At 71.5% G+C, this 22,105-nt stretch carries 21 protein-coding genes and 1 tRNA gene; 14 read left to right on the top strand and 8 right to left on the bottom strand.

Translation table 11 applies throughout. The annotated features are described in order from the left end of the window. Window positions 1-61 precede the first annotated feature (61 nt). The 7 genes from EV187_RS12350 (at window position 62) to pstB (ending at window position 8,138) form a co-directional block, all read left to right on the top strand. Window positions 62-754 (top strand): winged helix-turn-helix transcriptional regulator, encoded by a 693-nt coding sequence (locus EV187_RS12350; protein ID WP_130353391.1) that lies wholly within the window; start codon window positions 62-64, stop codon window positions 752-754. Window positions 755-799: 45 nt separating this feature from the next. Beyond that, a complete protein-coding gene (locus EV187_RS12355; RefSeq protein WP_130353392.1) occupies window positions 800-2,974 on the top strand; it encodes an RNA degradosome polyphosphate kinase in 2,175 nt (724 codons plus the stop codon). After that, window positions 2,971-3,906 carry an NUDIX hydrolase gene (locus tag EV187_RS12360; RefSeq protein ID WP_130353393.1) on the top strand — a complete coding sequence of 312 codons (936 nt, stop codon included), beginning with the start codon at window positions 2,971-2,973 and terminating at the stop codon, window positions 3,904-3,906. The genes EV187_RS12355 and EV187_RS12360 overlap by 4 nt, the downstream gene beginning before the upstream one ends. A gap of 198 nt (window positions 3,907-4,104) precedes the next feature. Beyond that, complete coding sequence (locus EV187_RS12365; protein WP_130353394.1) at window positions 4,105-5,196, top strand: phosphate ABC transporter substrate-binding protein PstS; 1,092 nt, start codon at window positions 4,105-4,107, stop codon at window positions 5,194-5,196. A gap of 99 nt (window positions 5,197-5,295) precedes the next feature. Next, complete coding sequence (pstC, locus tag EV187_RS12370) at window positions 5,296-6,234, top strand: phosphate ABC transporter permease subunit PstC (protein ID WP_130353395.1); 939 nt, start codon at window positions 5,296-5,298, stop codon at window positions 6,232-6,234. Beyond that, entirely contained in the window at window positions 6,234-7,334 is a 1,101-nt protein-coding gene (gene pstA / locus EV187_RS12375) for a phosphate ABC transporter permease PstA (RefSeq protein ID WP_130353396.1), read from the top strand. The genes pstC and pstA overlap by 1 nt, the downstream gene beginning before the upstream one ends. A 24-nt stretch (window positions 7,335-7,358) precedes the next feature. Next, window positions 7,359-8,138: a phosphate ABC transporter ATP-binding protein PstB gene (pstB, locus tag EV187_RS12380; RefSeq protein WP_130353397.1), complete on the top strand. Its 780-nt coding sequence runs from the start codon at window positions 7,359-7,361 to the stop codon at window positions 8,136-8,138. 3 nt (window positions 8,139-8,141) lie between these two features. Here pstB and EV187_RS12385 read toward each other — a convergent pair whose 3' ends face one another. Both EV187_RS12385 and EV187_RS12390 read right to left on the bottom strand, forming a co-directional pair. Continuing rightward, window positions 8,142-9,029, bottom strand: a complete 888-nt coding sequence (locus EV187_RS12385; protein ID WP_130353398.1) for an aminodeoxychorismate lyase — start codon at window positions 9,027-9,029, stop codon at window positions 8,142-8,144. A 247-nt stretch (window positions 9,030-9,276) separates the two neighbouring features. Then, window positions 9,277-9,915, bottom strand: a complete 639-nt coding sequence (locus EV187_RS12390; RefSeq protein ID WP_130353399.1) for a DNA-directed RNA polymerase subunit beta — start codon at window positions 9,913-9,915, stop codon at window positions 9,277-9,279. Between the two features lie 90 nt (window positions 9,916-10,005). On the opposite strand from EV187_RS12390, the gene EV187_RS12395 reads away from it, so the two are divergent. Further along, window positions 10,006-10,078: transfer RNA gene (locus tag EV187_RS12395), tRNA-Lys, on the top strand. 280 nt (window positions 10,079-10,358) lie between these two features. After that, a complete protein-coding gene (locus tag EV187_RS12400) occupies window positions 10,359-10,544 on the top strand; it encodes a hypothetical protein (RefSeq protein ID WP_130353400.1) in 186 nt (61 codons plus the stop codon). Window positions 10,545-10,840: 296 nt separating this feature from the next. Here the strand turns inward: EV187_RS12400 and EV187_RS12405 are convergent, their stop codons facing one another. From EV187_RS12405 to sigK, 3 genes are all read right to left on the bottom strand, one after another. After that, the gene (locus tag EV187_RS12405; protein WP_130353401.1) at window positions 10,841-11,881 is read right to left on the bottom strand and encodes an LLM class F420-dependent oxidoreductase; all 1,041 of its coding nucleotides are present in this window, start codon (window positions 11,879-11,881) and stop codon (window positions 10,841-10,843) included. 102 nt (window positions 11,882-11,983) lie between these two features. After that, window positions 11,984-12,874 (bottom strand): anti-sigma factor, encoded by an 891-nt coding sequence (locus EV187_RS12410; protein ID WP_130353402.1) that lies wholly within the window; start codon window positions 12,872-12,874, stop codon window positions 11,984-11,986. Then, a complete protein-coding gene (gene sigK / locus EV187_RS12415) occupies window positions 12,871-13,467 on the bottom strand; it encodes an ECF RNA polymerase sigma factor SigK (protein ID WP_130353403.1) in 597 nt (198 codons plus the stop codon). The genes EV187_RS12410 and sigK overlap by 4 nt, the downstream gene beginning before the upstream one ends. Window positions 13,468-13,813: 346 nt before the next feature. Between sigK and EV187_RS12420 the strand changes: the two genes are divergently transcribed. Together EV187_RS12420 and EV187_RS12425 are read left to right on the top strand one after the other, a co-directional pair. Beyond that, the gene (locus tag EV187_RS12420) at window positions 13,814-14,482 is read left to right on the top strand and encodes a fasciclin domain-containing protein (RefSeq protein WP_130353404.1); all 669 of its coding nucleotides are present in this window, start codon (window positions 13,814-13,816) and stop codon (window positions 14,480-14,482) included. 130 nt (window positions 14,483-14,612) lie between these two features. Continuing rightward, window positions 14,613-15,788 carry a MarP family serine protease gene (locus tag EV187_RS12425; protein WP_130353405.1) on the top strand — a complete coding sequence of 392 codons (1,176 nt, stop codon included), beginning with the start codon at window positions 14,613-14,615 and terminating at the stop codon, window positions 15,786-15,788. A gap of 78 nt (window positions 15,789-15,866) precedes the next feature. Here EV187_RS12425 and EV187_RS12430 read toward each other — a convergent pair whose 3' ends face one another. Together EV187_RS12430 and EV187_RS12435 are read right to left on the bottom strand one after the other, a co-directional pair. Then, window positions 15,867-16,799 (bottom strand): aldose 1-epimerase family protein, encoded by a 933-nt coding sequence (locus EV187_RS12430; protein ID WP_130353406.1) that lies wholly within the window; start codon window positions 16,797-16,799, stop codon window positions 15,867-15,869. Beyond that, on the bottom strand, window positions 16,796-17,659 hold the full coding sequence (locus tag EV187_RS12435) for a DeoR/GlpR family DNA-binding transcription regulator (RefSeq protein ID WP_130353407.1): 864 nt from the start codon (window positions 17,657-17,659) through the stop codon (window positions 16,796-16,798). Before EV187_RS12435 ends, EV187_RS12430 begins: the two co-directional genes overlap by 4 nt. A 124-nt stretch (window positions 17,660-17,783) precedes the next feature. Between EV187_RS12435 and galT the strand changes: the two genes are divergently transcribed. Next, entirely contained in the window at window positions 17,784-18,905 is a 1,122-nt protein-coding gene (gene galT, locus EV187_RS12440) for a galactose-1-phosphate uridylyltransferase (protein ID WP_423190895.1), read from the top strand. Further along, window positions 18,902-20,059 (top strand): galactokinase, encoded by a 1,158-nt coding sequence (gene galK / locus EV187_RS12445; RefSeq protein ID WP_130353408.1) that lies wholly within the window; start codon window positions 18,902-18,904, stop codon window positions 20,057-20,059. The genes galT and galK overlap by 4 nt, the downstream gene beginning before the upstream one ends. An 81-nt stretch (window positions 20,060-20,140) precedes the next feature. On the opposite strand, the gene EV187_RS12450 is transcribed toward galK, so the two are convergent. Then, window positions 20,141-21,154, bottom strand: coding sequence for a sigma-70 family RNA polymerase sigma factor (locus tag EV187_RS12450; protein WP_242609591.1), 1,014 nt, complete (start codon window positions 21,152-21,154; stop codon window positions 20,141-20,143). 150 nt (window positions 21,155-21,304) lie between these two features. Here EV187_RS12450 and EV187_RS12455 point away from each other — a divergent pair, with 150 nt between their 5' ends. After that, a complete protein-coding gene (locus tag EV187_RS12455) occupies window positions 21,305-22,096 on the top strand; it encodes an SDR family NAD(P)-dependent oxidoreductase (RefSeq protein WP_130353409.1) in 792 nt (263 codons plus the stop codon). Window positions 22,097-22,105 lie beyond the last annotated feature (9 nt).

Raw genomic sequence — 22,105 nt, forward strand, 5'->3', positions numbered from 1 at the left:
CGCGAACGCCGGGGCCCGGCGTCACGTAGTATTGACCGCACCTTACTACTGGAGGGTGTGCGTGGCGCAGTTGCTGATCCTGTCGCCGGCGGCCAACGACGATGTTCTCCCGGCGCTGTCATTACTGACTCACCGAACGCGGGTCATCCCCGCTTCGCCTGAGCAGCTGGTCCGAGCGCCGGAATCCGATCTCGTGTTCCTCGATGCGCGCACCAATCTCGCCGGCGCGAAGGCCCTCTCGCAGATCCTCCGCACGACCGGGCTGTCCGTTCCGCTGCTCCTCATCGTCACCGAGGGCGGGCTCACGGCGGTGACGCCCGACTGGGGCGTCGACGACGTCGTGCTCGTCGATGCGGGCCCGGCCGAGGTCGACGCCCGCATCCGCCTCGCGCTCGGGCGTGCGCAGTCCTCGCAGCCCACCGAGCGCATCCAGACCTCCGGCGTCGTCATCGACGAGGCGAGCTACTCCGCGAAGGTGCACGGCCGCACCCTCGACCTCACCTACAAGGAGTTCGAGCTGCTGCGCTTCCTCGCGGCGCATCCGTCGCGTGTCTTCACCCGCGAGCAGCTGCTCAGCGAGGTGTGGGGATACGACTACTTCGGCGGCACCCGCACGGTCGACGTGCACGTCCGGCGGCTGCGCGCGAAGCTCGGCGACCTCGACAGCCTCATCGGCACGGTGCGCAACGTGGGCTACCGGTTCAACGTCCACGAGGAGGACGACCAGGGCGCGCCGACCGTCACCGCACGTTAACGCAGGCCTCACCGCTCGCGAGGCCCCGAATGGCATGATGAGTGGATGACCGACAGCGCCCTCGACGAAGACCGCACCGCCAGCGACTTCGACGACGACTTCGAACCGTTCGACATCGAAGGCGCGCCCGAACTCCCCGCCGAGCGCTACCTCGACCGAGAGCTGAGCTGGCTCGCATTCAACCAGCGCGTGCTCGAGCTCGCCGAGGACCCGCGGCTGCCGGTGCTCGAGCGGGCCAACTTCCTCGCGATCTTCGCCTCGAACCTCGACGAGTTCTTCATGGTCCGCGTCGCCGGCCTGAAGCGGCGCATCATCACCGGCCTCGCCGTTCCCACCAACGTCGGCCGCGCGCCGCACGACGTGCTGAGCGACATCTCGCGGAAGGCGCACGAGCTGCAGGAGCGGCATGCGGCCGTGTACCAGGAGCTCGTGAAGCCGGCGCTCGCCGAGGCGGGCATCCGCGTCGTGTCGTGGGCGGAGCTCGGCGAGCGCGAGACGGCGCACCTGCGCGGGTACTTCTCGGGGCAGATCTTCCCGGTGCTGATGCCGCTCGCGGTCGACCCGGCGCATCCGTTCCCCTACATCTCCGGCCTCTCCCTCAACCTCTCGGTGCGCGTGCGCAACAGCCGCACGGGCCGCCAGGAGTTCGCCCGCGTCAAGGTGCCGCAGATGCTGCCGCGCTTCGTGCGCGTCGACCCCGACGAGTCGATCGAGGACGCGCGGTACGTCACCCTCGAGGAGCTCATCGCGAACCACCTCGGCGACCTCTTCCCCGGCATGGAGATCGTGGAGCACCACGTGTTCCGCGTCACCCGCAACGAGGACGTCGAGATCGAGGAGGACGAGACCGAGAACCTCATCAAGGCGCTCGAGAAGGAGCTGCTGCGCCGCCGCTTCGGGCCGCCCATCCGCCTCGAGATCACTGACGACATGGACGACGTCACGCTCGGCCTGCTGGTGCGCGAGCTCGATGTCACCGAGCAGGAGGTCTTCCGCCTGCCGGCGCCGCTCGACCTCGGCGGGCTCTTCGACCTCGCCCGACTCGACCGCCCCGAGCTGCACTACCCCACGCACGTGCCGACCACGGCGCTGCAGCTGCAGCCCTCCGAGTCGAACCTCAGCGCCGACGTCTTCGCCGCGATCTCGCGCAAGGACGTGCTCCTGCACCACCCCTACGAATCGTTCGCGACGAGCGTGCAGGCGTTCCTCGAGCAGGCCGCCGCCGACCCCGACGTCCTCGCGATCAAGCAGACGCTCTACCGCACCTCGGGCGACAGCCCGATCGTCGAGGCGCTCATCGACGCGGCGGAATCGGGCAAGCAGGTGCTCGCCCTCGTCGAGATCAAGGCGCGGTTCGACGAGCAGGCCAACATCTCCTGGGCGCGCAAGCTCGAGAAGGCCGGGGTGCATGTGGTCTACGGGCTCGTCGGCCTGAAGACCCACTGCAAGCTCGCGCTCGTCATCCGCCAGGAGAAGGGCGGACTCCGCCACTACAGCCACATCGGCACGGGCAACTACAACCCCAAGACGAGCCGCATCTACGAGGACCTCGGGCTGCTCACGGCCGACGACCAGGTCGGCAAGGACCTGACGCGCCTCTTCAACGAGCTCTCGGGCTATGCCATCGAGAAGAAGTTCAAGCGCCTCCTCGTCGCGCCCCTCCACCTGCGCAAGGGACTCCTCAAGCTCATCGCGGGCGAGGTGCGCAACGCCGAGCTCGGGCGTCCGGCGGGCATCCGCTTCAAGGTGAACTCGATCGTCGACGAGGCGATCATCGACGCCCTCTACCGCGCGTCGAACGCGGGCGTGCCCGTCGAGGTGTGGGTGCGCGGCATCTGCAGCCTGCGCCCGGGCATCCCCGGCCTCAGCGAGAACATCCGCGTGCGCTCGATCCTCGGCCGCTACCTCGAGCACTCGCGGATCTTCTCCTTCGAGAACGACGGGGACCCGCAGATCTACATCGGGTCGGCCGACATGATGCACCGCAACCTCGACCGGCGCATCGAGGCGCTCGTGCGCCTCACCGACCCCGACCACCTCGCCGAGATCGGCTCCCTGTTCGACCGGGCGATGGATCCGCGGACGAGCTCGTGGCACCTCGACGGCGAGGGCGTCTGGACCCGCCGCTCGACCGACGAGTCGGGGCATCCGCTCGACGACCTGCAGGTGAAGATGATGCAGCAGATCGGGCAGCGTACCCGTTCCGGGAAGCGCCGTTGACGACCGCGGTCTACGCCGCCGGCGCCGTCTGCTGGCGCATCATCGACGGCAAGGTGCACGTGCTGGTGGTCCACCGCACGGTGTACGGCGACGTCACCATCCCCAAGGGCAAGGTCGACCCCGGCGAGTCGCTCCCCCGCACCGCCGTGCGCGAGATCGCCGAGGAGACGGGGCTCGAGGTGGCCCTCGGCGTGCCGCTCGGCGTCTCGCGCTACCCGCTGCCGAGCGGCCGCGAGAAGATCGTGCACTACTGGTCGGCCGAGGTGAGCGAGCGGGCCGTGCAGCGGTCCACGTTCAAGCCGAACGCCGAGATCGCCGCACTCGAGTGGGTCACGATCAGGCGGGCGCGCGGCTACCTCAGCTACGAGCCCGACGTCGAGATCCTCGACACCTTCGCGAAGCTCGTCGACCAGGGCGTCACCCGCACCTTCCCGCTGCTGCTGGTGCGGCACGGCAAGGCGGTCGGGCGCAACGGCTGGAAGGCGCCGGATGCCGCGAGGCCGCTCGTCGAGCGCGGCGTTCAACAGGCGGCGGGGCTCGTCGACACCGTCACGGCATGGGCGCCGAAGCGGATCGTGTCGTCGCCCGCGGTGCGGTGCGTCACCACGGTCGCCCCGCTCGCGGCGGCCACCGGCATCACGGTGAAGCGCGAGGAGGGCATCAGCCAGGACGCGTGGGAATCGGGCCACGACGAGGTGCGCCGCGTGATCGGCAAGCGGGTGCGCTCCGGGAAGTCCGCGGTGATCTGCAGCCACGGCCCCGTCCTGCCCGAGATCGTGCGCGAGATCGCCCTCGCCACCGGCACGCCCCTGGGCTCCTACGTGACGGATGCCGCCGGCCTCGAGCCGGGCGCGTTCAGCGTCGTGCACCTCTCCGCCACGAACTCGGGGTCCGGCATCATCGCGATCGAGACGCACGCGCCGAGGGCCTGAGCGGTCGCGGTCGATGGGCGCACCACTCGCGCCCGCCTCCGACCCTCGGCGGACTCCCAGCCCGCGGCATCCGAGCGACAGGGCTCGTTCACCTCCCGTTTACCGTCGTGGCGGAAGCTCGTAAGGCGCGATCGTTAGCGTCACAGGCGGGTCGGCACCGGCCCCACACCTGCAATCGAACCCCGGAAGGGAATTCACGTGAACCTCAAGCGTTTCGGCGTGCCCGCCGTCATCGCCGTCACCGCGGCGATCGCGCTCAGCTCCTGTGCTGCGAACGAGAGCGGCGCCGCCCCCTCGGAGTCGGCCTCGTCGCTCTCGGGCAACCTCGTCGGCGCCGGCGCGTCCTCGCAGGACGCCGCCCAGCAGGCGTGGATCGCCGGCTTCCAGACGGCCAACCCCGACGTCACGATCGACTACGACCCCTCGGGCTCGGGCGCAGGCCGCGAGACCTTCCTCGAGGGCGCGAGCGACTTCGCCGGCTCCGACCGTGCGTTCGACGACGAGGAGGTCGCCGCCGGCGGCTTCGCCAAGTGCGCTCCCGACACCGACATCATCGAGCTCCCGATGTACATCTCGCCGATCGCGGTGATCTTCAACGTGGAGGGCGTCGACACGCTCAACCTCGACGCCGCGACGATCGCCGGGATCTTCGCCGGCAACATCACGAAGTGGAACGACGCGGCCATCGTCGCGCTGAACCCCGACGCGACGCTGCCCGACCTGGCCATCACGCCGGTGCACCGTTCCGACGACTCGGGCACGACGGAGAACTTCACCGACTACCTCGGCGCGGCGGCTCCCGACGTGTGGACGTACGAGGCCGACGGCGTGTGGCCCTTCGAGGGCGGCGAGGCGGCCCAGGGCACGTCGGGCGTCGTCGACGCCGTCACCAACGGAACCGGCACCGTCGGCTACGCCGACGCCTCGCGTGCCGGCGACCTCGGCACGGTCGCGGTGCAGGTCGGCGACGAGTTCGTCGAGTTCTCGCCCGAGGCCGCCGCGGCCATCGTCGACGCCTCGCCCGAGGTGGAGGGTCGTTCCGAGGGTGACATCGCGATCGAGATCGACCGCACCTCCGAGGAGGCCGGCGTCTACCCGATCGTGCTCGTGAGCTACATCATCGGCTGCCAGCAGTACGCCGACTCGGAGAACGTCGAGCTCGTGAAGTCCTACTTCTCGTACATGGCGAGCCCCGAGGGCCAGGACGTCGCGGCCGAGGCCGCGGGCTCCGCGCCGATCTCGGACACGCTGCGCGAGCAGGTCACGGCTGCGATCGACTCGATCCAGTAGTAGGTTCGTGCCCGACCCCGAAGGTTCTTCGCGAACGCACCGGGGTCGGGCACGGCCGCGTCCCACATTCGAACCACCTGAACTCGAGGATCACGCCAGATGAGCACCGCATCCACCGCCATCAAGGCGAAGCAGCGACCGGGCGATCGGGTCTTCTCCGGCTCGGCCGTGTTCGCGGGCTCCATGATCCTCGTGACGCTCGCCGCCGTGGCGCTCTTCCTGATCGTGCAGAGCATCCCGGCCTTCTTCGCGTCGCATGAGGACGCCTCGATCCTCCCCGAGAGCTTCTGGTCCTACGTCGGCCCCCTCCTCTTCGGCACCATCTGGGCCGCGGCGCTCGCGCTCATCATGGCCGTGCCGATCTCGATCGGCATCGCCCTCTTCATCTCGCACTACGCGCCTCGCCGGCTGGCCTCCGTGCTCGGCTACATCGTCGACCTCCTCGCCGCGGTGCCCTCCGTGGTCTTCGGCCTGTGGGGCATCGGCGTGCTGGCCCCGGCGGTGCAGCCGATCTACGCCTGGCTGGTCGACAACGTCGGCTGGTTCCCGCTCTTCTCCGGGCCCGTCTCGGGCACGGGCCGCACGATCCTCACCGCGGGCATCGTGCTCGCCGTCATGGTGCTGCCGATCATGACGGCGATCTGCCGTGAGGTCTTCCTGCAGACGCCGGTGCTCCACGAGGAGGCGGCGCTCGCGCTGGGCGCCACCCGCTGGGAGATGATCCGCACGGCCGTGCTGCCCTTCGGCCGCTCGGGCATCGTCTCGGCGGCCGTGCTCGGCCTCGGGCGCGCGCTCGGCGAGACGATGGCCGTGGCCATGGTGCTCTCGGCGAGCGGCGCGGTGACGTTCCAGCTGCTCACCTCGGTCAATCCGTCGACGATCGCGGCGAACATCGCCCTCAGCTTCCCCGAGGCGTTCGGCATCAACGTCAACGTGCTCATCGCGACCGGCCTCATCCTCTTCATCGTGACCTTCGTGGTCAATGCCATCGCCCGCTGGATCGTCAGCCGCCGTCAGGAATTCTCGGGAGCCAACTGATGACCATGACGACCAAGCCCGAGCCCACGACGTCAGTCGCCACACCGATCCAGAACTCGCTCACGGCGGGTCGCCTGCCGACGCCCGCGCCCTGGCTCATCCTGGGGGCCGCGATCGCCGTGTCGGCGGCGATCTTCGGCGTGATGGGCCTGGCCGGCGAGGCCGGCTACAACTGGGGCGGCGCCCTCCTCGTCGGCGCCCTGCTCTACATCCCCTCGATATGGCTCTTCTCGATGCTCGTCGAGGGGCGCCGCCGTGCGATGGACCGCCTGGTCACGGCGCTCGTGACGGGCGCGTTCGTGCTGGCGATGATCCCCTTGATCTCGCTCACGATCACGGTCATCACCTTCGGCCTCAACCGGTTCGACGCCGACTTCTTCACGATGTCGATGCGCAACGTGACCGGCGAGGGCGGCGGCGTGCTGCACGCGATCGTCGGCACGCTCCTGATGACCGGCACGGCGGCGATCATCTCGATCCCGATCGGCCTCATGACCTCGATCTACCTGGTCGAGTACGGCCGCGGCCAGCTGGCGCGCGGCATCACGTTCCTCGTGGACGTCATGACCGGCATCCCGTCGATCGTGGCCGGCCTCTTCGCCTACGCACTGTTCTCGATCTTCCTCGGCCCCGGCACCCGCACCGGCATCGCCGGCGCCGTCGCCCTCGCGGTGCTCATGATCCCGGTCGTCGTGCGATCGAGCGAGGAGATGCTCCGACTCGTGCCGAACGAGCTGCGCGAGGCCTCGTACGCGCTCGGCGTGCCGAAGTGGCTCACCATCGTCAAGGTCGTGCTGCCCACCTCGATCGCCGGCATCACGACGGGCATCATGCTCTCGATCGCCCGCGTCATCGGCGAGACCGCGCCCCTGCTCATCGCGGCGGGCTTCACCCAGAGCATGAACTGGAACCTCTTCGACGGCCGGATGTCGTCGCTGCCCGTCTTCGTCTACACGCAGTACGCCAACCAGGGCAATCCGCCCGAGGCGTACCTCGACCGCGCGTGGGCGGCCGCCCTCACGCTCATCCTCATCGTCATGGCGCTGAACCTCATCGCCCGACTCGTCGCCCGCTTCTTCGCCCCCAAGTTCGGTCGCTGAACCGAACGCCCAGATAGGAAATCCGTGTCCAAGCGCATCGAAGTCCGTGACCTCAACGTCTACTACGGCAAGTTCCTCGCCGTGGAGGGCGTGAACCTCGAGATCGAGCCCCGCAGCGTCACCGCGTTCATCGGCCCGTCGGGCTGCGGCAAGTCCACGTTCCTCCGCACCCTCAACCGCATGCACGAGGTCATCCCCGGCGCACGCGTCGAGGGCGAGGTGCTCATCGACGGCAACAACCTCTACGACCCCGACGTCGATCCCGTGCTCGTGCGCCGCCAGGTGGGCATGGTGTTCCAGCGCCCGAACCCGTTCCCCACGATGTCGATCAAGGAGAACGTGCTCGCGGGCGTGAAGCTCAACAACAAGCGCATCTCGAAGTCCGACGCCGACGACCTCGTCGAGAAGTCGCTGCTCGGCGCGAACCTCTGGAACGAGGTGAAGGACCGCCTCGACCGACCGGGCTCCGGCCTTTCGGGTGGCCAGCAGCAGCGCCTCTGCATCGCCCGCGCCATCGCGGTGGCGCCCGAGGTCATCCTCATGGACGAGCCGTGCTCCGCGCTCGACCCGATCTCGACGCTCGCGATCGAGGACCTCATCGAGGAGCTGAAGCTGCAGTACACGATCGTGATCGTGACGCACAACATGCAGCAGGCGAGCCGCGTGTCCGACAAGACGGCGTTCTTCAACATCGCCGGCACCGGCAAGCCCGGCAACCTGATCGAGTACGCCGACACCACGACGATCTTCTCGAACCCGAGCGTCAAGGCGACCGAGGACTACGTCTCCGGCCGCTTCGGCTGATCGTCAGTCGCGCGGCGTGAGCAGGTAGTCGTTGAGCGCCCGCGTCTCGTCGGCGTCGTAGGGCATGGGCCGCCCGTCGAGCTCGGTGATGCCCGCGGCGAGGCGCACGCTCGACACGAGCCACGCGGCATCCGCGGTCGCGAGGTCGGCGACGGGGATGTCGCGGTACTCGGTGCGCCGGCCGGATGCCTCGAGGTGCTCGAAGAGGCTCATCTGGGTCGTGCCGTGCAGGATCGCGCCCGACGGAGCCGGCGTCGACCACACGTCGCCGCGACGCAGGATGACGCTCGACGTGGGCCCCTCCATCACGTACCCGTCGCTCGTGACGAAGATCGTGTCGTCGGCGCCGCGCCGCCTGGCCTCGCGGAGCGCGGCCATGTTCACCGCGTAGCTCAGGGTCTTCGCTCCGAGCAGCAGCCACGGCGCGCGCTCGGCCGTGCCCCGCGCGTAGCCGCGATCGAGCGTGACCACGCGGATGCCGCGCTCCCGCACCGCGCTGAAATCGGCGGCCGGCGCGACATGCAGCCACGCCGTGGGCGCCGGGCCGTGCTCGACGCCCCGGCTGAGCACGAGCTTCAGCGCGAACTCGCCCGTGGTGGGGAGGGCGGCGACCGCACGGGCGATCGCCGCCTCCCACTGCGGCAGGTTGGGCTCGGGCAGCTCGCAGATGCGTGCCGAGTTGCGCAGTCGCTCGAGGTGCGGTCGCGACTCCTGGGCGTGCCCGTCGACCACGCCGATCGTCTCGAAGATGCCGTCGCCGCGCTGGGTCGACAGCTCCCCCACGCGCAGCGCCGGGGCCGACGCGTCGACCTCGCGGAACGTCGCGTCGAGCTCCCCGACGGCGGCGTCGGCGGGCAGCGGTTCGATGAGGAGCGTGAGGGTCTCGGCCATGCTCCGATGCTACGCGGCACGGCCGGGGTCACCGTGCCGACCGCGACGGGCGCACGGCGCCGCGACGGGCGGCAGCAGCGGGCACCCCGACGGCAGCAGGGGCATCCGGGCATGAGAATACCGGGCCGCAGAACGCCTCTCGGCGCGTGGCCGCTCGGAGCGGCGAATATTGGAGCCCGGGGTTACTGCGGCCCGGCACATCAAGTGTAAACGAGGCGCGGGGGTGGTTCATTCCCACCCGGCGGCGTCAGTCGAGCGAGTCGCGCCGCCAGAGGCGCGCGCACGACGCGAACTCGTCGGCGAGCTGCGTGAGGCGCAGCGCCCGCTGCGTGAGCTCGCGGGGGCGGTCGGGGTTCACGGCGTCCGAGGCATCCGCGTCGTCGGCGAGGCTCGTGAAGCCCGCGGCCACGACGCGTGCGAAGGCGGCCGCGCGCTCGAGGGCGACGGCGAAATCGCCCGCGAACAGCCCGTGGAGGATGCGGTCGGCCAGCTCCTGCACCTCGGCGGGGCCCGCGGGGATCGGTGCGCCCGCGACCACCTGGTCGATGGTGTGCGACACCTCGGTGCCGCGCTGGAAGGCGAGGCTGATGCCGACCGGATCCTGGCGGATCAGCGTGCGCAGCAGGTACACGCGCCAGAGCGCGCCGGGGAGGCTCTTCGCCGATGCCTGCGACCAGAGCTCGGCGATCGCGTCGATGCCGTGCTCGTCGGTGTACGTGATGAGGCGGGCGACCACCGCGGGGTCGGGGTCGGCGCGCACTCGGGACAGGATCGCCGCGGCGCTGTCGTGCGCGATTCGGCTGAGCGACGCGGGATCCTCCGCGCCGAGGTACCCCTCGAACATGCCGGGCGGGAAACGCGTGGGTCGGTGGAAGTCGGAAGCCATCGCCGCACACATTACCCGCCTTCCCCGTGTGACGGCAGCCCGTCGAGGCCGCCCCGCCACCTCCCCGCGCACCGGGTAATGTGGTGGCGCGGGCCTCTAGCTCAGTTGGCAGAGCAGCGGACTTTTAATCCGCGGGTCGTGGGTTCGAGCCCCACGGGGCCCACCCTCCTTTGCATCATCGCCGCGGGGCTGTCAAGGCCTTCCCGCGACTCCGAGACCGGCGTAGAACTGTCAGCACGGGTCATCACGATCCGAACAGAGGCGGGCCGGGCCGGTCGGCGCAGCGCAGACGACCACGCGCATCCCAGGACGCGACGACCGGCTCCGGTCCACCGCCGACCGCACACGGATTCGATGGGGAATGGTGCGAGATGCTCCCCCGAAACGACACGACGACTGCCTCCCACGTGGAGTTGACACCGCTCAGCCCGACGATGTGGCGTGTGTGCGACGACCGCTTCGACGCAGGCGAACTGCGTCAGGTCGTCGGCTACCTCCACGCGATCGGCTCCGAGTTCGAGATGCTGTGGATGCGCCCGCATCCCGGCGGCGTCTACCGCTATCCCACGATGGAGGCCGCGCTGGACGCGATCTCACTCCGGCTCGAACTCACCTCAGACCTGCGCTGACCGGCGGCGCGCCTGGACGGCGACGGCCGGGCACCGCCCGACGGGGGTTCGAGCTACACGGTCAGTTCGACGAGGGCCACTGGGTCCTCGTCGAGCTCGAACGTCCCCGCCACGGCGGCTCCTCCCCAGGTTCCCCTCCCTGCACGACATCGTGCAGGTGAGACACACGCTAATCCCGCCGGGTCTCGCCCGCCATACTTGCGCCCCGTTCTGGGGGACACCGGAAACGGGGCTCCCGGTCCGATTTGTCGATCGCGGCACCGGAAATCGGTGAAGGGATGTCGCGATCCTCCGACTCAGCCGACCAGCGAACGGAACCCCGCCATCAGGGCGATGCGTTCCGCGGAGTTCCGGGCGAGGGGCGTGACCGCGAGCGTCGTGACCCCGGCGGCGCGGAACGCCGCGACGCGCTCGGCGACGTACGACGCGGGGCCGATGAGCGACACGGCGCGCACGAGCTCGTCGGGGACGGCGGCGACGGCCTCGTCACGCCGCCCATCGAGGTACAGGTCCTGGATCAGCGCCGCCTCGGCCTCGAAGCCGTAGCTCGCGATGAGGTCGTTGTAGAAGTTCTTGCCACGGGCGCCCATGCCGCCGACGTAGAGCGCGAGCTGCGGCTTCACGAGCGCGAGCACCGCCTCGGGATGCTCCGTGATGGCCAGGGCCGGGCTGGCGAACACGTCGAGGGGCGCGAGGTCGTCGGCCCGCTTGGCGGCACCGGCGGCGAGCGCCGCGCCCCAGACCTCGCCCGCACGCTCGGGATGGAAGAACATCGGCAGCCATCCATCGGCGATCTCCGCGGTCTGCTCGACCGACTTCGGGCCGAGCGAGGCGATCGTGATCGGGATGCGTTCCCGCACGGGGTGGTTGATGAGCTTCAACGGCTTGCCGAGTCCGGTGCCCTCGCCCTCGGGCAGCGGGATGCGGTACTTGGCGCCCGCGTGCACCACCGGCTCGCGCCGCCACGTCATGCGGCAGATCTCGACGATCTCGCGCGTGCGGGAGAGCGGGGCGTCGTAGCGCACGCCGTGGAAGCCCTCGATGACCTGGGGTCCGGATGCCCCGATGCCGAGCTCGAAGCGGCCGTCGGAGACGTAGTCGAGTCCCGCCGCCGTCATCGCCGTCAGCGTGGGCGTGCGGGTGTACAGCTGCAGGATGCCGGAGGCGAGCGTGATCGTCGAGGTCCGCGCCGCGAGGAAGCCGAGCTGGCTGACCGCGTCGAACGAGTACGCCTCGGGCACGGCGACCAGGTCGACGCCCGCCCGTTCGAGCTCGGCCACCTCGTCGGCCGCCTCGCGGAACCCGCCCGCGTAGTTCAGGAACATGCCGACGCGCATCCGTCACTCCTCGTCGTGTGCTGGGCCCGGCGTCGTGTCGACGGGCACCTCAGACCCTAACCGACGGTCCGCGACCGGCAGGGGTCGATTGTGCACACCCGACTACGTGGGGATGAAGACGATGGGATCGGTCGTGGGTTGCGGCGAACCGCCGGACGGCTCGACCGTGATCCCGACCGCCACTCCCGGCGTGAACGAGCCGTCGAGCACGCGCCATGTCTCGGGACCGGCCACGTCGAACGTGCCGGCCGAGTCGGCGCCGGCGTCGTCGATGTACCAGAGCTCGTAGGTCTGGTCGGCGTCGAGCGCGGGCAGCCCCTCGACGATGACACCCGAGCGCCCCGCGGCCGCCGAGGAGACGAGCGTGACCTCGCCGCCGCCCTCGACCTCGTGCGTCTGCGACTGCGCGTCGGGCGCCTCGGCGATCGCGGCCATCTCGCGCTGCGCACCCCAGCCGTTCGGTCCGGTCCACCCGATGCCGATGACGGCACCGGCGATGAGCACCACAGCGGCCGCGGCCGCCCCGATGATCGCACCGGGGCGCTGGAACCAGCGGCGGCGCGCGGCGGACTCGGCGCGGCCGACGGGGCGATCGGAGCCCCCGGCCGCCGGCGTCGGGCTCGGCGTCGGCGCGGTGGGCGCGACCGGGGGCGCCGGCGCCGCCGCCTCGGGGACGTCGGGCGCGGCATCCGCTGCGACCTGCGGGGTCGAGTCGAGCTCGGCCATCAGCCGCGCCTTGAGCGACGGCGGCGGCGCGACCGGCTCGCCCTGCTCGGCGAGGTGCGCGGCGGACTCCGCATAGGCGTCGACCTCGTCGCGCAGCTCGGGTGAGGCGGCGAGGGCGCGCTCGAACTCGGCCCGCTCGTCGTGGTCGAGTGCGTCGAGGGCGTATGCGGCGGCGAGGCCGTGGAACGCCTCGACCGAGATCGGCTCGCCCGAACGCGCGCCGGCGTCTCGGCGCCCACGCTCCAGCTCGTCGTCGTGGCCGGTCATGTCGTCACCCCCAATGCGGTCCTCAGGCGGATCATCCCGTCGCGCAACCGAGTCTTCACCGTGCCGAGCGGAACGTGGAGCCGGTCGGCGATCTCGCGCTGCGTGAGGCCGCCGTAGTACGCGAGCGCCACGCACTCGCGCTGCAGGTCGCTGAGATCGCCGAGTGCTCCGCGCACGCGGTCGTGCTCGACGCTCGTCTCGGCCGCCTCGGCGACCGTGTCGACGGGCACGTCAAGGTCGCGGGCGCCGATGCGCAGGTCTCGGTCGCGAGCGGCCTGCGCCGATCGGATGCGGTCGACCGCGCGACGGTGGGCGAGCGTGAACATCCACGCGATGGCGCTGCCCTTGGCGGCATCGAAGCGGGCCGCGGTCTGCCAGATCTCGAGGTACACGTCCTGCGTCACCTCCTCGGCCTGGGCGGCGTCGACGACGAGGCGTCGGATGAGTCCGAAGAGCCGCGGCGACGTCTCGTCGTAGAGCGCGCCGAAGGCCGCACGGTCGCCTCGACCGACCCGCCCGAGCAGTTCGTCGGGGGTCGGACGCGGCGCCGGCGCGATGGGATCGCCGTTGCCGTCTGCCACGTGTTCCAGCATGGCAGATCGGCAGGGCCTCGTCTCCGATGTCACGGCTGCGGGCAGCGCCGCGGCGAGCACGGGCGTCATGCGAGCGCCCCCGGGTCGGCGCGGCGCGGGGCCCGCGCATCCGCGCCGTCGACGCCGGCGCGCCGGACGGCGGTCGGGGCGATGCGGGCGGGGGCGGTCACGGGGTCCTGCTTCCTGGGTCTGCCAGTGATTCGCAGCGGACCTCGGATGTGATTGCCGGATGCCGCGGCGGCCCGCCGCGGCATCCGCTCCCGATCCCGTCCAATCCGATCCGCCGAGGGCGCCGAACCCCTCGCATCGGCCCGGACCGGGTCGCCATCCACGAAGGAGTACACCGATGCGATCCTCGTCACGCAGCACTCGCACCGCCCTCGCCGCCTTCTCGATCGTCGCGGTCGCGACGCTCGGGCTCGCCGGCTGCAGCATGAGCGGCGCCGCCACCGAGAGCGAAGAACCCGCCATGTCCGAATCGGCCGAGCCGACCGAGGAGGCCATGGAGATGGACCCCGCGGCCGACCTCGTCGGACCCGGGTGCGCGGCGTACGCCGAGCAGGTGCCCGACGGCGCCGGCTCCGTCGCCGGGATGTCGGCCGACCCGGTCGCGGTCGCCGCCTCGAACAACCCGCTCCTGACCACGCTCACGGCGGCGGTCTCGGGACAGCTCAACCCCGAGGTCGACCTCGTCGACACGCTGAACGGCGACGAGTTCACGGTGTTCGCACCCGTCGACGACGCGTTCGCGAAGATCGACGCGGCCACCATCGAGGCGCTGAAGACCGACTCGGCGACGCTGTCGAGCATCCTGACCTACCACGTCGTGCCCGGGCAGCTCTCGCCCGACGCGGTCGTCGGCACCCTGACGACCGTGCAGGGCGGCACCGTCGAGGTGACCGGCTCCGGCGACGAACTGATGGTCAACGACGCCGCGGTCATCTGCGGCGGCGTGCACACGGCCAATGCGACCGTGTACCTCATCGACTCGGTGCTCATGCCGCCTGCGGCGTAACCGTTCCGACGACGAACGGCCCCGACGACTTCCGGCGTCGGGGCCGTCCGTCGTGTGCGGCCCGCTTCCAGCGGTCTCCGAGGCGGATGCCGCAGGCTGGTGATCCGCGACACGAGGGAACGGAGCGAGAATGGGCTGGAGCCTGGTGCTCGACGTGCTGCTCGTGCTCGTGTTCATCGGGGCGGCGGTGAACGGCTACCGTGCGGGCCTCCTGCACACGGCGGCCGGCCTCGTGGGACTCGTCCTCGGCGGCATCGCGGCGTTCTTCGTGATGCCGTGGGTCGCCGGGCTCATCCCCGCCCCCGAGTGGCGCGCACCCGCGGCGATCGCGGCGGCGCTCGTGCTGCTCTCGCTCGGCGCGTGGCTCGGCGCCGTCGTGGGGCGCGCGCTCCGGCACGGTGCGCGGGCGGCGAAGCTCGGCGTGCTCGACCGCATCCTCGGTGCGATCGGCAACCTCCTCGTCACCGCATTCGTCGTGGCGCTCGTGGGCTCGAGCGTCTCGGCCATGGGCGTGCCCGTGCTCTCGCCCGCGCTCGCGGGATCGCGCGTGCTCACGACGCTCGACCAGGTCACGCCCGCACCCGCCCGCACGCTGCTCGCGGAACTCCGCACCGCGGCGCTCGGCCAGGGCATCCCGTGGCTCGTCGAGGTGCTCGACGGACCGACGGAGGCTCCCGAGCTGCCGACGGGCGGCGTCGACGACGCCGAGCTCGCGCGCGCCGCGGCATCCGTGGTGCGCGTGACCGGCACGGCGTTCCAGTGCGGCAGCAATCTCTCGGGCAGCGGGTTCGTGGTGGCCGAGGACCGCATCGTGACCAACGCGCACGTGGTCGCCGGGGTCACCGAGCCGATCATCGAGGCACCCGGGCAGCCGGCCCTCGGCGGGCGCGTCGTCGCGTTCGACCCCGAGAACGACCTCGCGCTCATCGCCGTCTCGGGGCTCCTGACCCCGCCCCTCGCCATCGCCGACGCCGGCGCGGGCTCGGACGTGGCCGTCGCCGGCTACCCGTTCGGCGGACCGCTCGAACTGCGCCCGGCACGCGTGATGTCGATCGAGCCGATCACGATCGAGGAGTCGGGGCGCACCTCGACGCGCGAGATCATGACCCTCGCCGCCGACGTCGACCACGGCAACTCGGGCGGACCCGTGCTCGGCGGCGACGGCTCGGTGAGCGGCGTCGTGTTCGCGAAGTCGGACTCCGTCGAGAACGTGGGGTACGCGATCCCCGTCTCGACGCTCTCGCCGCTCGCCGAGCAGGCGCCCGCCCTCGAGGCGCAGGTGGACTCGGGGTCGTGCGTCGGATGACGACGCCCTCGCGGCCTGCGTTCCGCGCGTCGCATCCCGGCGGGCAGGGCGGCGCCGCCCGGCACGCCCGGCGGCGCGTCAGTCGGCGCTGAAGCCGTCGAACCGGATGCCCCAGGTGAGCTGCCACTCCTCGCCCGGGTCGAGCCAGCGCAGGCCGCGACCCGAGTTGAACGCCTCGGCGGGTGCGGTCATCGGCTCCACCGCGATGGCGACGTCGCCGTCCTCTCCGGGGAAGCTCCTCGTCGTGAACACCTGCACGTAGTCGAACTCGTCGTCGGCCCGGATCGAGACGCTGCGCCCGTCGGGGGCCGTGAGCGTGTGCAGCACCTGGCCGCCGTCGCTCGCCAGCTCGCCGAACGCGTCGTCGAGCTCGACGTCGCCGACCCTGCGTCCCTCGCGGAAGTCCCACTCGGTGCCGTCGACGGGCACCTCGCCCGTGGGCAGCAGGCGGTCGTCGACCTCGATGTGGCTCGCCGCGTCGAGGCGGAGCGTGAGGTCGGCCGTCGGCACGCCGCCGATCTTCAGGTACGGGTGCGTGCCGATGGCCACGGGCGCGGCCTCGGCGCCGAGGTTCTCGACGAAGTGCGTGACCTGCAGCCCGTCGGCGACGAGCTCGTAGTGCACCGCGGTGCCGAGCAGGAACGGATAGCCGAGCTGGGGGTAGATCGTCGCGGCGAGGGTGACCGAGTCGCGTTCGCGGGCGATCGGCTTGTACTCGGTGTAGCGGAGCAGTCCGTGGATCGCGTTGTTGCGCGCGGGCTCGGTGATCGCGAGGCGGTGCTCGACGCCGTCGTTGGTCCACACGCCGTCGCGGATCCGGTTCGGCCACGGTGCGAGCACGATGCCCGCCCCCATGGGCTGGGGCTGGTCCTCCGCGTACGGCGGCACGAGGTCGATGTCGTTGATGGTCAGGGTGCGGATGCCGGCGGCCACTGCGGTGATCGTGGCGCGCAGGTCGCCGCTGGCCGTCGACGTCTCGAGCACGAACTGCTCGCCCGTGGGAAGGGTCATGGATCCACTTTAGGGTCTCGTGCGAGCTGCACGGCGAGCCCCGCTGCCTCGAGCTCGGCGACGAGCGGCAGCGGCGCGGCGGCATCCGTCACGAGCACGTCGAACGCGTCGATCGGGGCGATGCGGCCCAGGTGCACCTCGCCGAGCTTCGAGCCGTCGGCGACGACGATCGACCGGGCCGCCGCGCGCAGCATGAGCGACTTCACCGCCGCCTCGGGTAGGTTCGAGTTGGTGACCCCGTGCATCGGGTCGATGCCGTTGCAGCCGATGAACGCGAGGTCGACGTGCACCTCGTCGAGCATCGAGCCGGCGAGCGGATGCACGAGCGAGTGCTGCTTCGGGCGCAGCGTGCCGCCCGTGACGACGACCGTGAACCGCGGGATCTCGTCCTCGAGCTCCAGGGCGATCGAGAGGCCGTTCGTGAAGACCACGAGATCGTCCAGGTCGGCGCGGGCGCGCAGGGCGCGGGCGATCTGCAGCGTCGTGGTGCCGACGTCGAGGATCACGCTCTGGCCGCTGCGCACGAGCGAGGCGGCGTGCTCGCCGATCAGCCGCTTGGGCTCCACGGATGCGGCGAGCGCCTCCTCGAACGTCGGCTCGCGATCGGGCCGCTCGGCCTCGAGCAGCGAGGAGGCCGGGACCGCGCCGCCGTGCACGCGGCGGATCGATCCCTCGCGTTCGAGCGCGTCGAGGTCGGCGCGCGCGGTGACGGTGGTGACGCCGAACGCCGCGCTGAGCTCCGCGACCCGCACGAATCCGCGCTCGGCGACGAGCGCCATGGCCAGCTGGCGGCGGCGGGGCGCATCGAGCGGCGGAGCGGCCGCCCCGGCCGAGACATCCGTCGGTGCGGCATCCGTCATACGTGCATTGTGCGCGTCCCGCATGTTCTTTGCAATACGAAACCCGGTTGTTTGCGAAACGAAAGTCGCGTAGGGTGGCGGCGTGCACCACACCGAACAGAGCGGATCACCGGCATCCGGCGCCATCGTGGACCCCCGAATCGCGGTGCGTCCTTCGACACTCGCCGACGGTCGGGAGCTCATCTACTTCGACGACGCCGACACGACGCTGCCGGCCGAACGCGCGATCGACGAACGCACGCTCGACCCGCGACCCGCCACCGCGCACATGCGACAGGACCCGCTCACCGGCGAGTGGATCTCGATCGCGGCCGCGCGGCAGAACCGGGTCTTCCTCCCGCCGGCCGACCTCGACCCGCTGGCCCCGCAGAAGCCGGGCAACCCGTCGGAGATCCCGAGCACCTACGACGTCGCGGTGTTCGAGAACCGGTCGCCCTCGTTCGGGCCGGAGCTCGCCGCGGCGGATGCCGCCAGCAGCGAGGCCCTGGCCGCACTGCGTCGGGTCGGCCTCGAGCGCACGTCGACCTCGGTGGGCCGGTGCGAGGTGGTGTGCTTCAGCCCCGAGCACGAGGGTTCCTTCGGCACGCTCAGCGTCTCGCGCGCCCGCACGGTGATCGAGGCGTGGGCGCAGCGCACGGCCGTCCTCTCGGCCCTGCACGGCGTCGAGGAGGTCTTCCCCTTCGAGAACCGCGGGCGCGAGATCGGCGTCACGCTCCCCCACCCGCACGGCCAGATCTACGCCTACCCCTACGTCACACCGCGCACCGAGCGCCTGCTCGCGGCGATCGACGACTACGGGCCGACCCTCATGGGCGACATCCTCGAGCGCGAGCGCAACGGCCCGCGCGTGCTCCTCGCCGGCGAGCACTGGACGGCGTTCGTGCCGTTCGCGGCGCGCTGGCCGATCGAGGTGCACCTGCTGCCCCACCGCCACGTGCCCGACTTCGCCGAGACGACGCTCGCCGAGCGCGACGAGCTGGCCTCGCTCTACCTGCGGCTGCTGCGCGGCGTCGACCGCCTCTACGACACGCCCACGCCCTACATCGCGGCGTGGCACCAGGCCCCCGTGCACGAGCATCGCGGCGACGTGCGGCTCATGCTGCAGCTGACGAGCCCGCGTCGGGCCGCCGACAAGCTGAAGTACCTCGCGGGCTCCGAGGCCGCGATGGGAGCATGGATCGGGGACGTGGCCCCCGAGGCGCAGGCCGACGCGCTGCGACGGGCGATCGGAGGGGTCGAGGCATGAACGAGGTCGCCGACGCGATGCACGGGTTCGCCGAGTGGTACGGGCGCGCGCCCATCGGCGCATGGTCCGCGCCCGGCCGGGTCAACCTCATCGGGGAGCACACCGACTACAACGACGGATTCGTGTTCCCGTTCGCCATCGACCACCGCACCGCGGTGGCGCTCGGCGACCGCGACGACCGCGTCGTGCGCGTGGCGTCGAGCTTCGCGCCCGAGGCGGTGGAGATCCACCTCGACGAGCTCACGCCCGACGCCGTCGACGGCTGGGCAGCCTACCCGCTCGGGGTGGCGTGGGCCCTCGGCGAGCACGGCGCCGACCTCCCGCATGTGCGCGGCGTCGACCTGTACATCACGAGCTCGGTGCCGATCGGCGCCGGCCTGTCCTCGTCGGCGGCCATCGAGTGCGCCGTCGCCGTCGCGCTCGACGAGCACTGGGGCCTCGGCTTCGATCGCCCCACCCTCGCGAAGGTCGGCCAGCTCGCCGAGAACCGCGTGGTGGGCGCCCCGACCGGGATCATGGACCAATCGGCGTCGCTGCTCGGCGAGGCCGACGCCGGCGTCTTCCTCGACTGCCGCAGCCTCGACGCCGACGTGATCCCGCTCGGATTCTCGGCCGACGGCCTGACGCTGCTCGTCATCGACACGAAGGTCGAGCACGCGCACGCCTCCGGGGGCTACGCCGCGCGTCGCGCCTCCTGTGAGGCGGGCGCCGCGGCCCTCGGCGCCGACTCGCTGCGCGACCTGCGACCCGACGACCTCGAGCGGGCCGCCGGACTGCTCGACGACGAGACGTTCCGCCGCGTCCGCCACGTGGTCACCGAGGACCAGCGGGTGCTCGACACCGTGCGCACGCTGCGCGAGCAGGGACCCGGGGCGATCGGTCCGTTCCTCGACGCGTCGCACGTCTCGATGCGCGACGACTTCGAGATCTCGGTGCCCGAGCTCGACCTCGCCGTCGCGACGGCGCAGGCGAACGGCGCGATCGGCGCCCGCATGACCGGCGGGGGCTTCGGCGGTTCCGCCATCGCCCTCGTGATCGACGGGTTGGTGCCCGTGATCACCCGGGAGGTGCTGGCGGCGTTCGCCGAGCACGGCTACCGCGAGCCGTCCATCTTCGCCGTGCACCCGAGCCAGGGCGCCCGGCGCGACGCCTAACGCGTGTCGGTGCCCGCACTCGAGCGGCGACGGACGATCTCGTCGATCCAGGTCGGCGCGTAGCCGCGCGTGGGCACCCGGTCAGCCCGGGAGCGATGGCGGCAGCCCGAACGAGGGCAGCACACTGCGCTCGAACCGGGTCATGGCGCAGACGCGGTCGCCGCTGAGGTCGAGGACGAGAAGGCCGGTGCCCTGCCGGAGGCCGTCGTCGGCGACGCGCACGTACAGCGCGAAAGCCGGTTGGCCGTTCGCCCGCGTCGGCACGAGGTCGTAGGTGCGTCCCGGCCGGATGATGGCGGCGCAGAACCGGGCGACGGCGTCGCGGCCGGCGTACTCGAACGGGATCGGCGGCATCGAAACCGTGACGTCCTCCGTGAGCAGGTCGACGAGTGCCGCGATGTCGGCGGACTCGTAGGCGCGGACGAACCTCGCGACGAGCGCGCGCTCCGCCGGCGAATCGGGAGCGGGAGCCGGTTCGCGCTCGCCGCTCGACGGGAGGCGGCCCCGCAGGCCGGCGCGAGCCCGCTTCAGGGCGCTGTCGACCGATCCGACGGTCGAGTCGAGCATGCCGGCCACCTCGCGCGCGTGGTAGCCGAGCACGTCGCGCAGGATGAGCACGGCGAGCTGGCGAGGCGGCAGGAGCTGGAGGGCGGTCACGAACGCCAGCGAGATCGCCTCGGCCTGCTCGGTGCGGGCCTCCGGCCCGGGCGATGCGGTCGCAGCACCCGCGAGGAGCGCGTCGGGGTACGGCTCGAGCCAGGGGAGCTCCCCCATTCCCGTCGGCTCCGGCGGCTCGACGTCGGGGATGTCCCACTCCTTGGCCCGCCGGCGCCGGGCGGCGCGGCGCGCGTTGAGGCACCGGTTGGTGGCGATCCGGTAGAGCCAGGTGCGGAGCGACGCCCGCTCCTCGAAGCTGTCGAGGCCCTGCCACGCGCTCAGCAGCGTGTCCTGGAGCGCGTCCTCGGCGTCCTGGAACGATCCGAGCATCCGGTAGCAGTGCACCTGCAACTCCCGACGGTGCGGCTCCACGAGCACCCCGAACGCGTCGCCGTCGCCGGCGCGCGCCCTGGCGACCAGGTCCGTCTCGTCGATCACCGTCTGATCGCCTCCGTCCGCACGTATCCGCCCCTGCCGGTATGGACACCGGCCGGGTCGCGAACCGGGCGGTCGATGTGCGCCCGGTTCCAGGCCGTCGCGGTGTCTGCATCATCGACGGATCCACGTCACGACGCAAGGAGGAAGCCCATGCTGTTGCACGACAAGGTCGCGGTCGTCTACGGGGCGGGGGGCGCCATCGGCGCCGCCGTCGCGCGGGCCTTCGCCTCCGAGGGGGCCCGCGTCGTCCTGACCGGACGCTCCCTCGGACCCGTCGACGCGGTGGCCGAGCAGATCATCGCCGCCGGCGGTTCCGCCGACGCCGCACAGGTGGACGCGCTCGACGAGCCGGCGATCGACCGCCACCTGCAATCGGTGATCGACGCGGCCGGCCGCGTCGACATCTCGTTCAACGCGGTCGGCATCCCGAACGCGGAGATCCTGGGCGTCCCCCTGGTCGACCTGGAGGCAGGCCTGTTCGCGCTGCCCGTCACGACCTACGCGATGTCGTACTTCCTGACGGCCCGCCTCGCGGCCCGTCGGATGGTCGCGAGGGCGTCGGGGGTGATCATGACCGTCACGGCCTCGCACGCGCGCACGGGCATCCCGTCGGTGGGCGGCTACGGACCCGCGATGGCCGCCAAGGAGGCGCTCACCCGAGCGTTGTCGGCCGAGCTCGCACCACGGGGCATCCGAGTGGTCGGCCTGCGGCCGCAGGCCATGCCCGAGAGCCGCACGATCAGGGACGCCTACGAACCTCGCGCCGAGGCCCTGGGGATGACCTGGGACCAGTGGCTGGAGGTGCTCGCCGGCCGCACCCACCCCCGACGCCTCATGACGCTCGCGGAGCTGGCCGACATGGCGGCGTTCCTGGCATCCGACCGAGCGAGCGGGGTCACCGGCACGACGCTCAACCTGACGATGGGAAGCCTCGACGACTAGGCGCCGCCG

This window comes from Agromyces ramosus (assembly GCF_004216665.1).
Classification (GTDB): domain Bacteria; phylum Actinomycetota; class Actinomycetes; order Actinomycetales; family Microbacteriaceae; genus Agromyces; species Agromyces ramosus.

Coding starts and splice junctions, on each gene's coding strand:
- EV187_RS12355 (WP_130353392.1), top strand. CDS start 800: ATGACCGACAGCGCCCTCGACGAAGACCGCACCGCCAGCGACTTCGAC.
- pstC (WP_130353395.1), top strand. CDS start 5,296: ATGAGCACCGCATCCACCGCCATCAAGGCGAAGCAGCGACCGGGCGAT.
- pstA (WP_130353396.1), top strand. CDS start 6,234: ATGACCATGACGACCAAGCCCGAGCCCACGACGTCAGTCGCCACACCG.
- EV187_RS12385 (WP_130353398.1), bottom strand. CDS start 9,029: ATGGCCGAGACCCTCACGCTCCTCATCGAACCGCTGCCCGCCGACGCC.
- EV187_RS12390 (WP_130353399.1), bottom strand. CDS start 9,915: ATGGCTTCCGACTTCCACCGACCCACGCGTTTCCCGCCCGGCATGTTC.
- EV187_RS12405 (WP_130353401.1), bottom strand. CDS start 11,881: ATGCGCGTCGGCATGTTCCTGAACTACGCGGGCGGGTTCCGCGAGGCG.
- EV187_RS12410 (WP_130353402.1), bottom strand. CDS start 12,874: ATGACCGGCCACGACGACGAGCTGGAGCGTGGGCGCCGAGACGCCGGC.
- sigK (WP_130353403.1), bottom strand. CDS start 13,467: ATGCTGGAACACGTGGCAGACGGCAACGGCGATCCCATCGCGCCGGCG.
- EV187_RS12420 (WP_130353404.1), top strand. CDS start 13,814: ATGCGATCCTCGTCACGCAGCACTCGCACCGCCCTCGCCGCCTTCTCG.
- EV187_RS12425 (WP_130353405.1), top strand. CDS start 14,613: ATGGGCTGGAGCCTGGTGCTCGACGTGCTGCTCGTGCTCGTGTTCATC.
- EV187_RS12430 (WP_130353406.1), bottom strand. CDS start 16,799: ATGACCCTTCCCACGGGCGAGCAGTTCGTGCTCGAGACGTCGACGGCC.
- EV187_RS12435 (WP_130353407.1), bottom strand. CDS start 17,659: ATGACGGATGCCGCACCGACGGATGTCTCGGCCGGGGCGGCCGCTCCG.
- galK (WP_130353408.1), top strand. CDS start 18,902: ATGAACGAGGTCGCCGACGCGATGCACGGGTTCGCCGAGTGGTACGGG.
- EV187_RS12455 (WP_130353409.1), top strand. CDS start 21,305: ATGCTGTTGCACGACAAGGTCGCGGTCGTCTACGGGGCGGGGGGCGCC.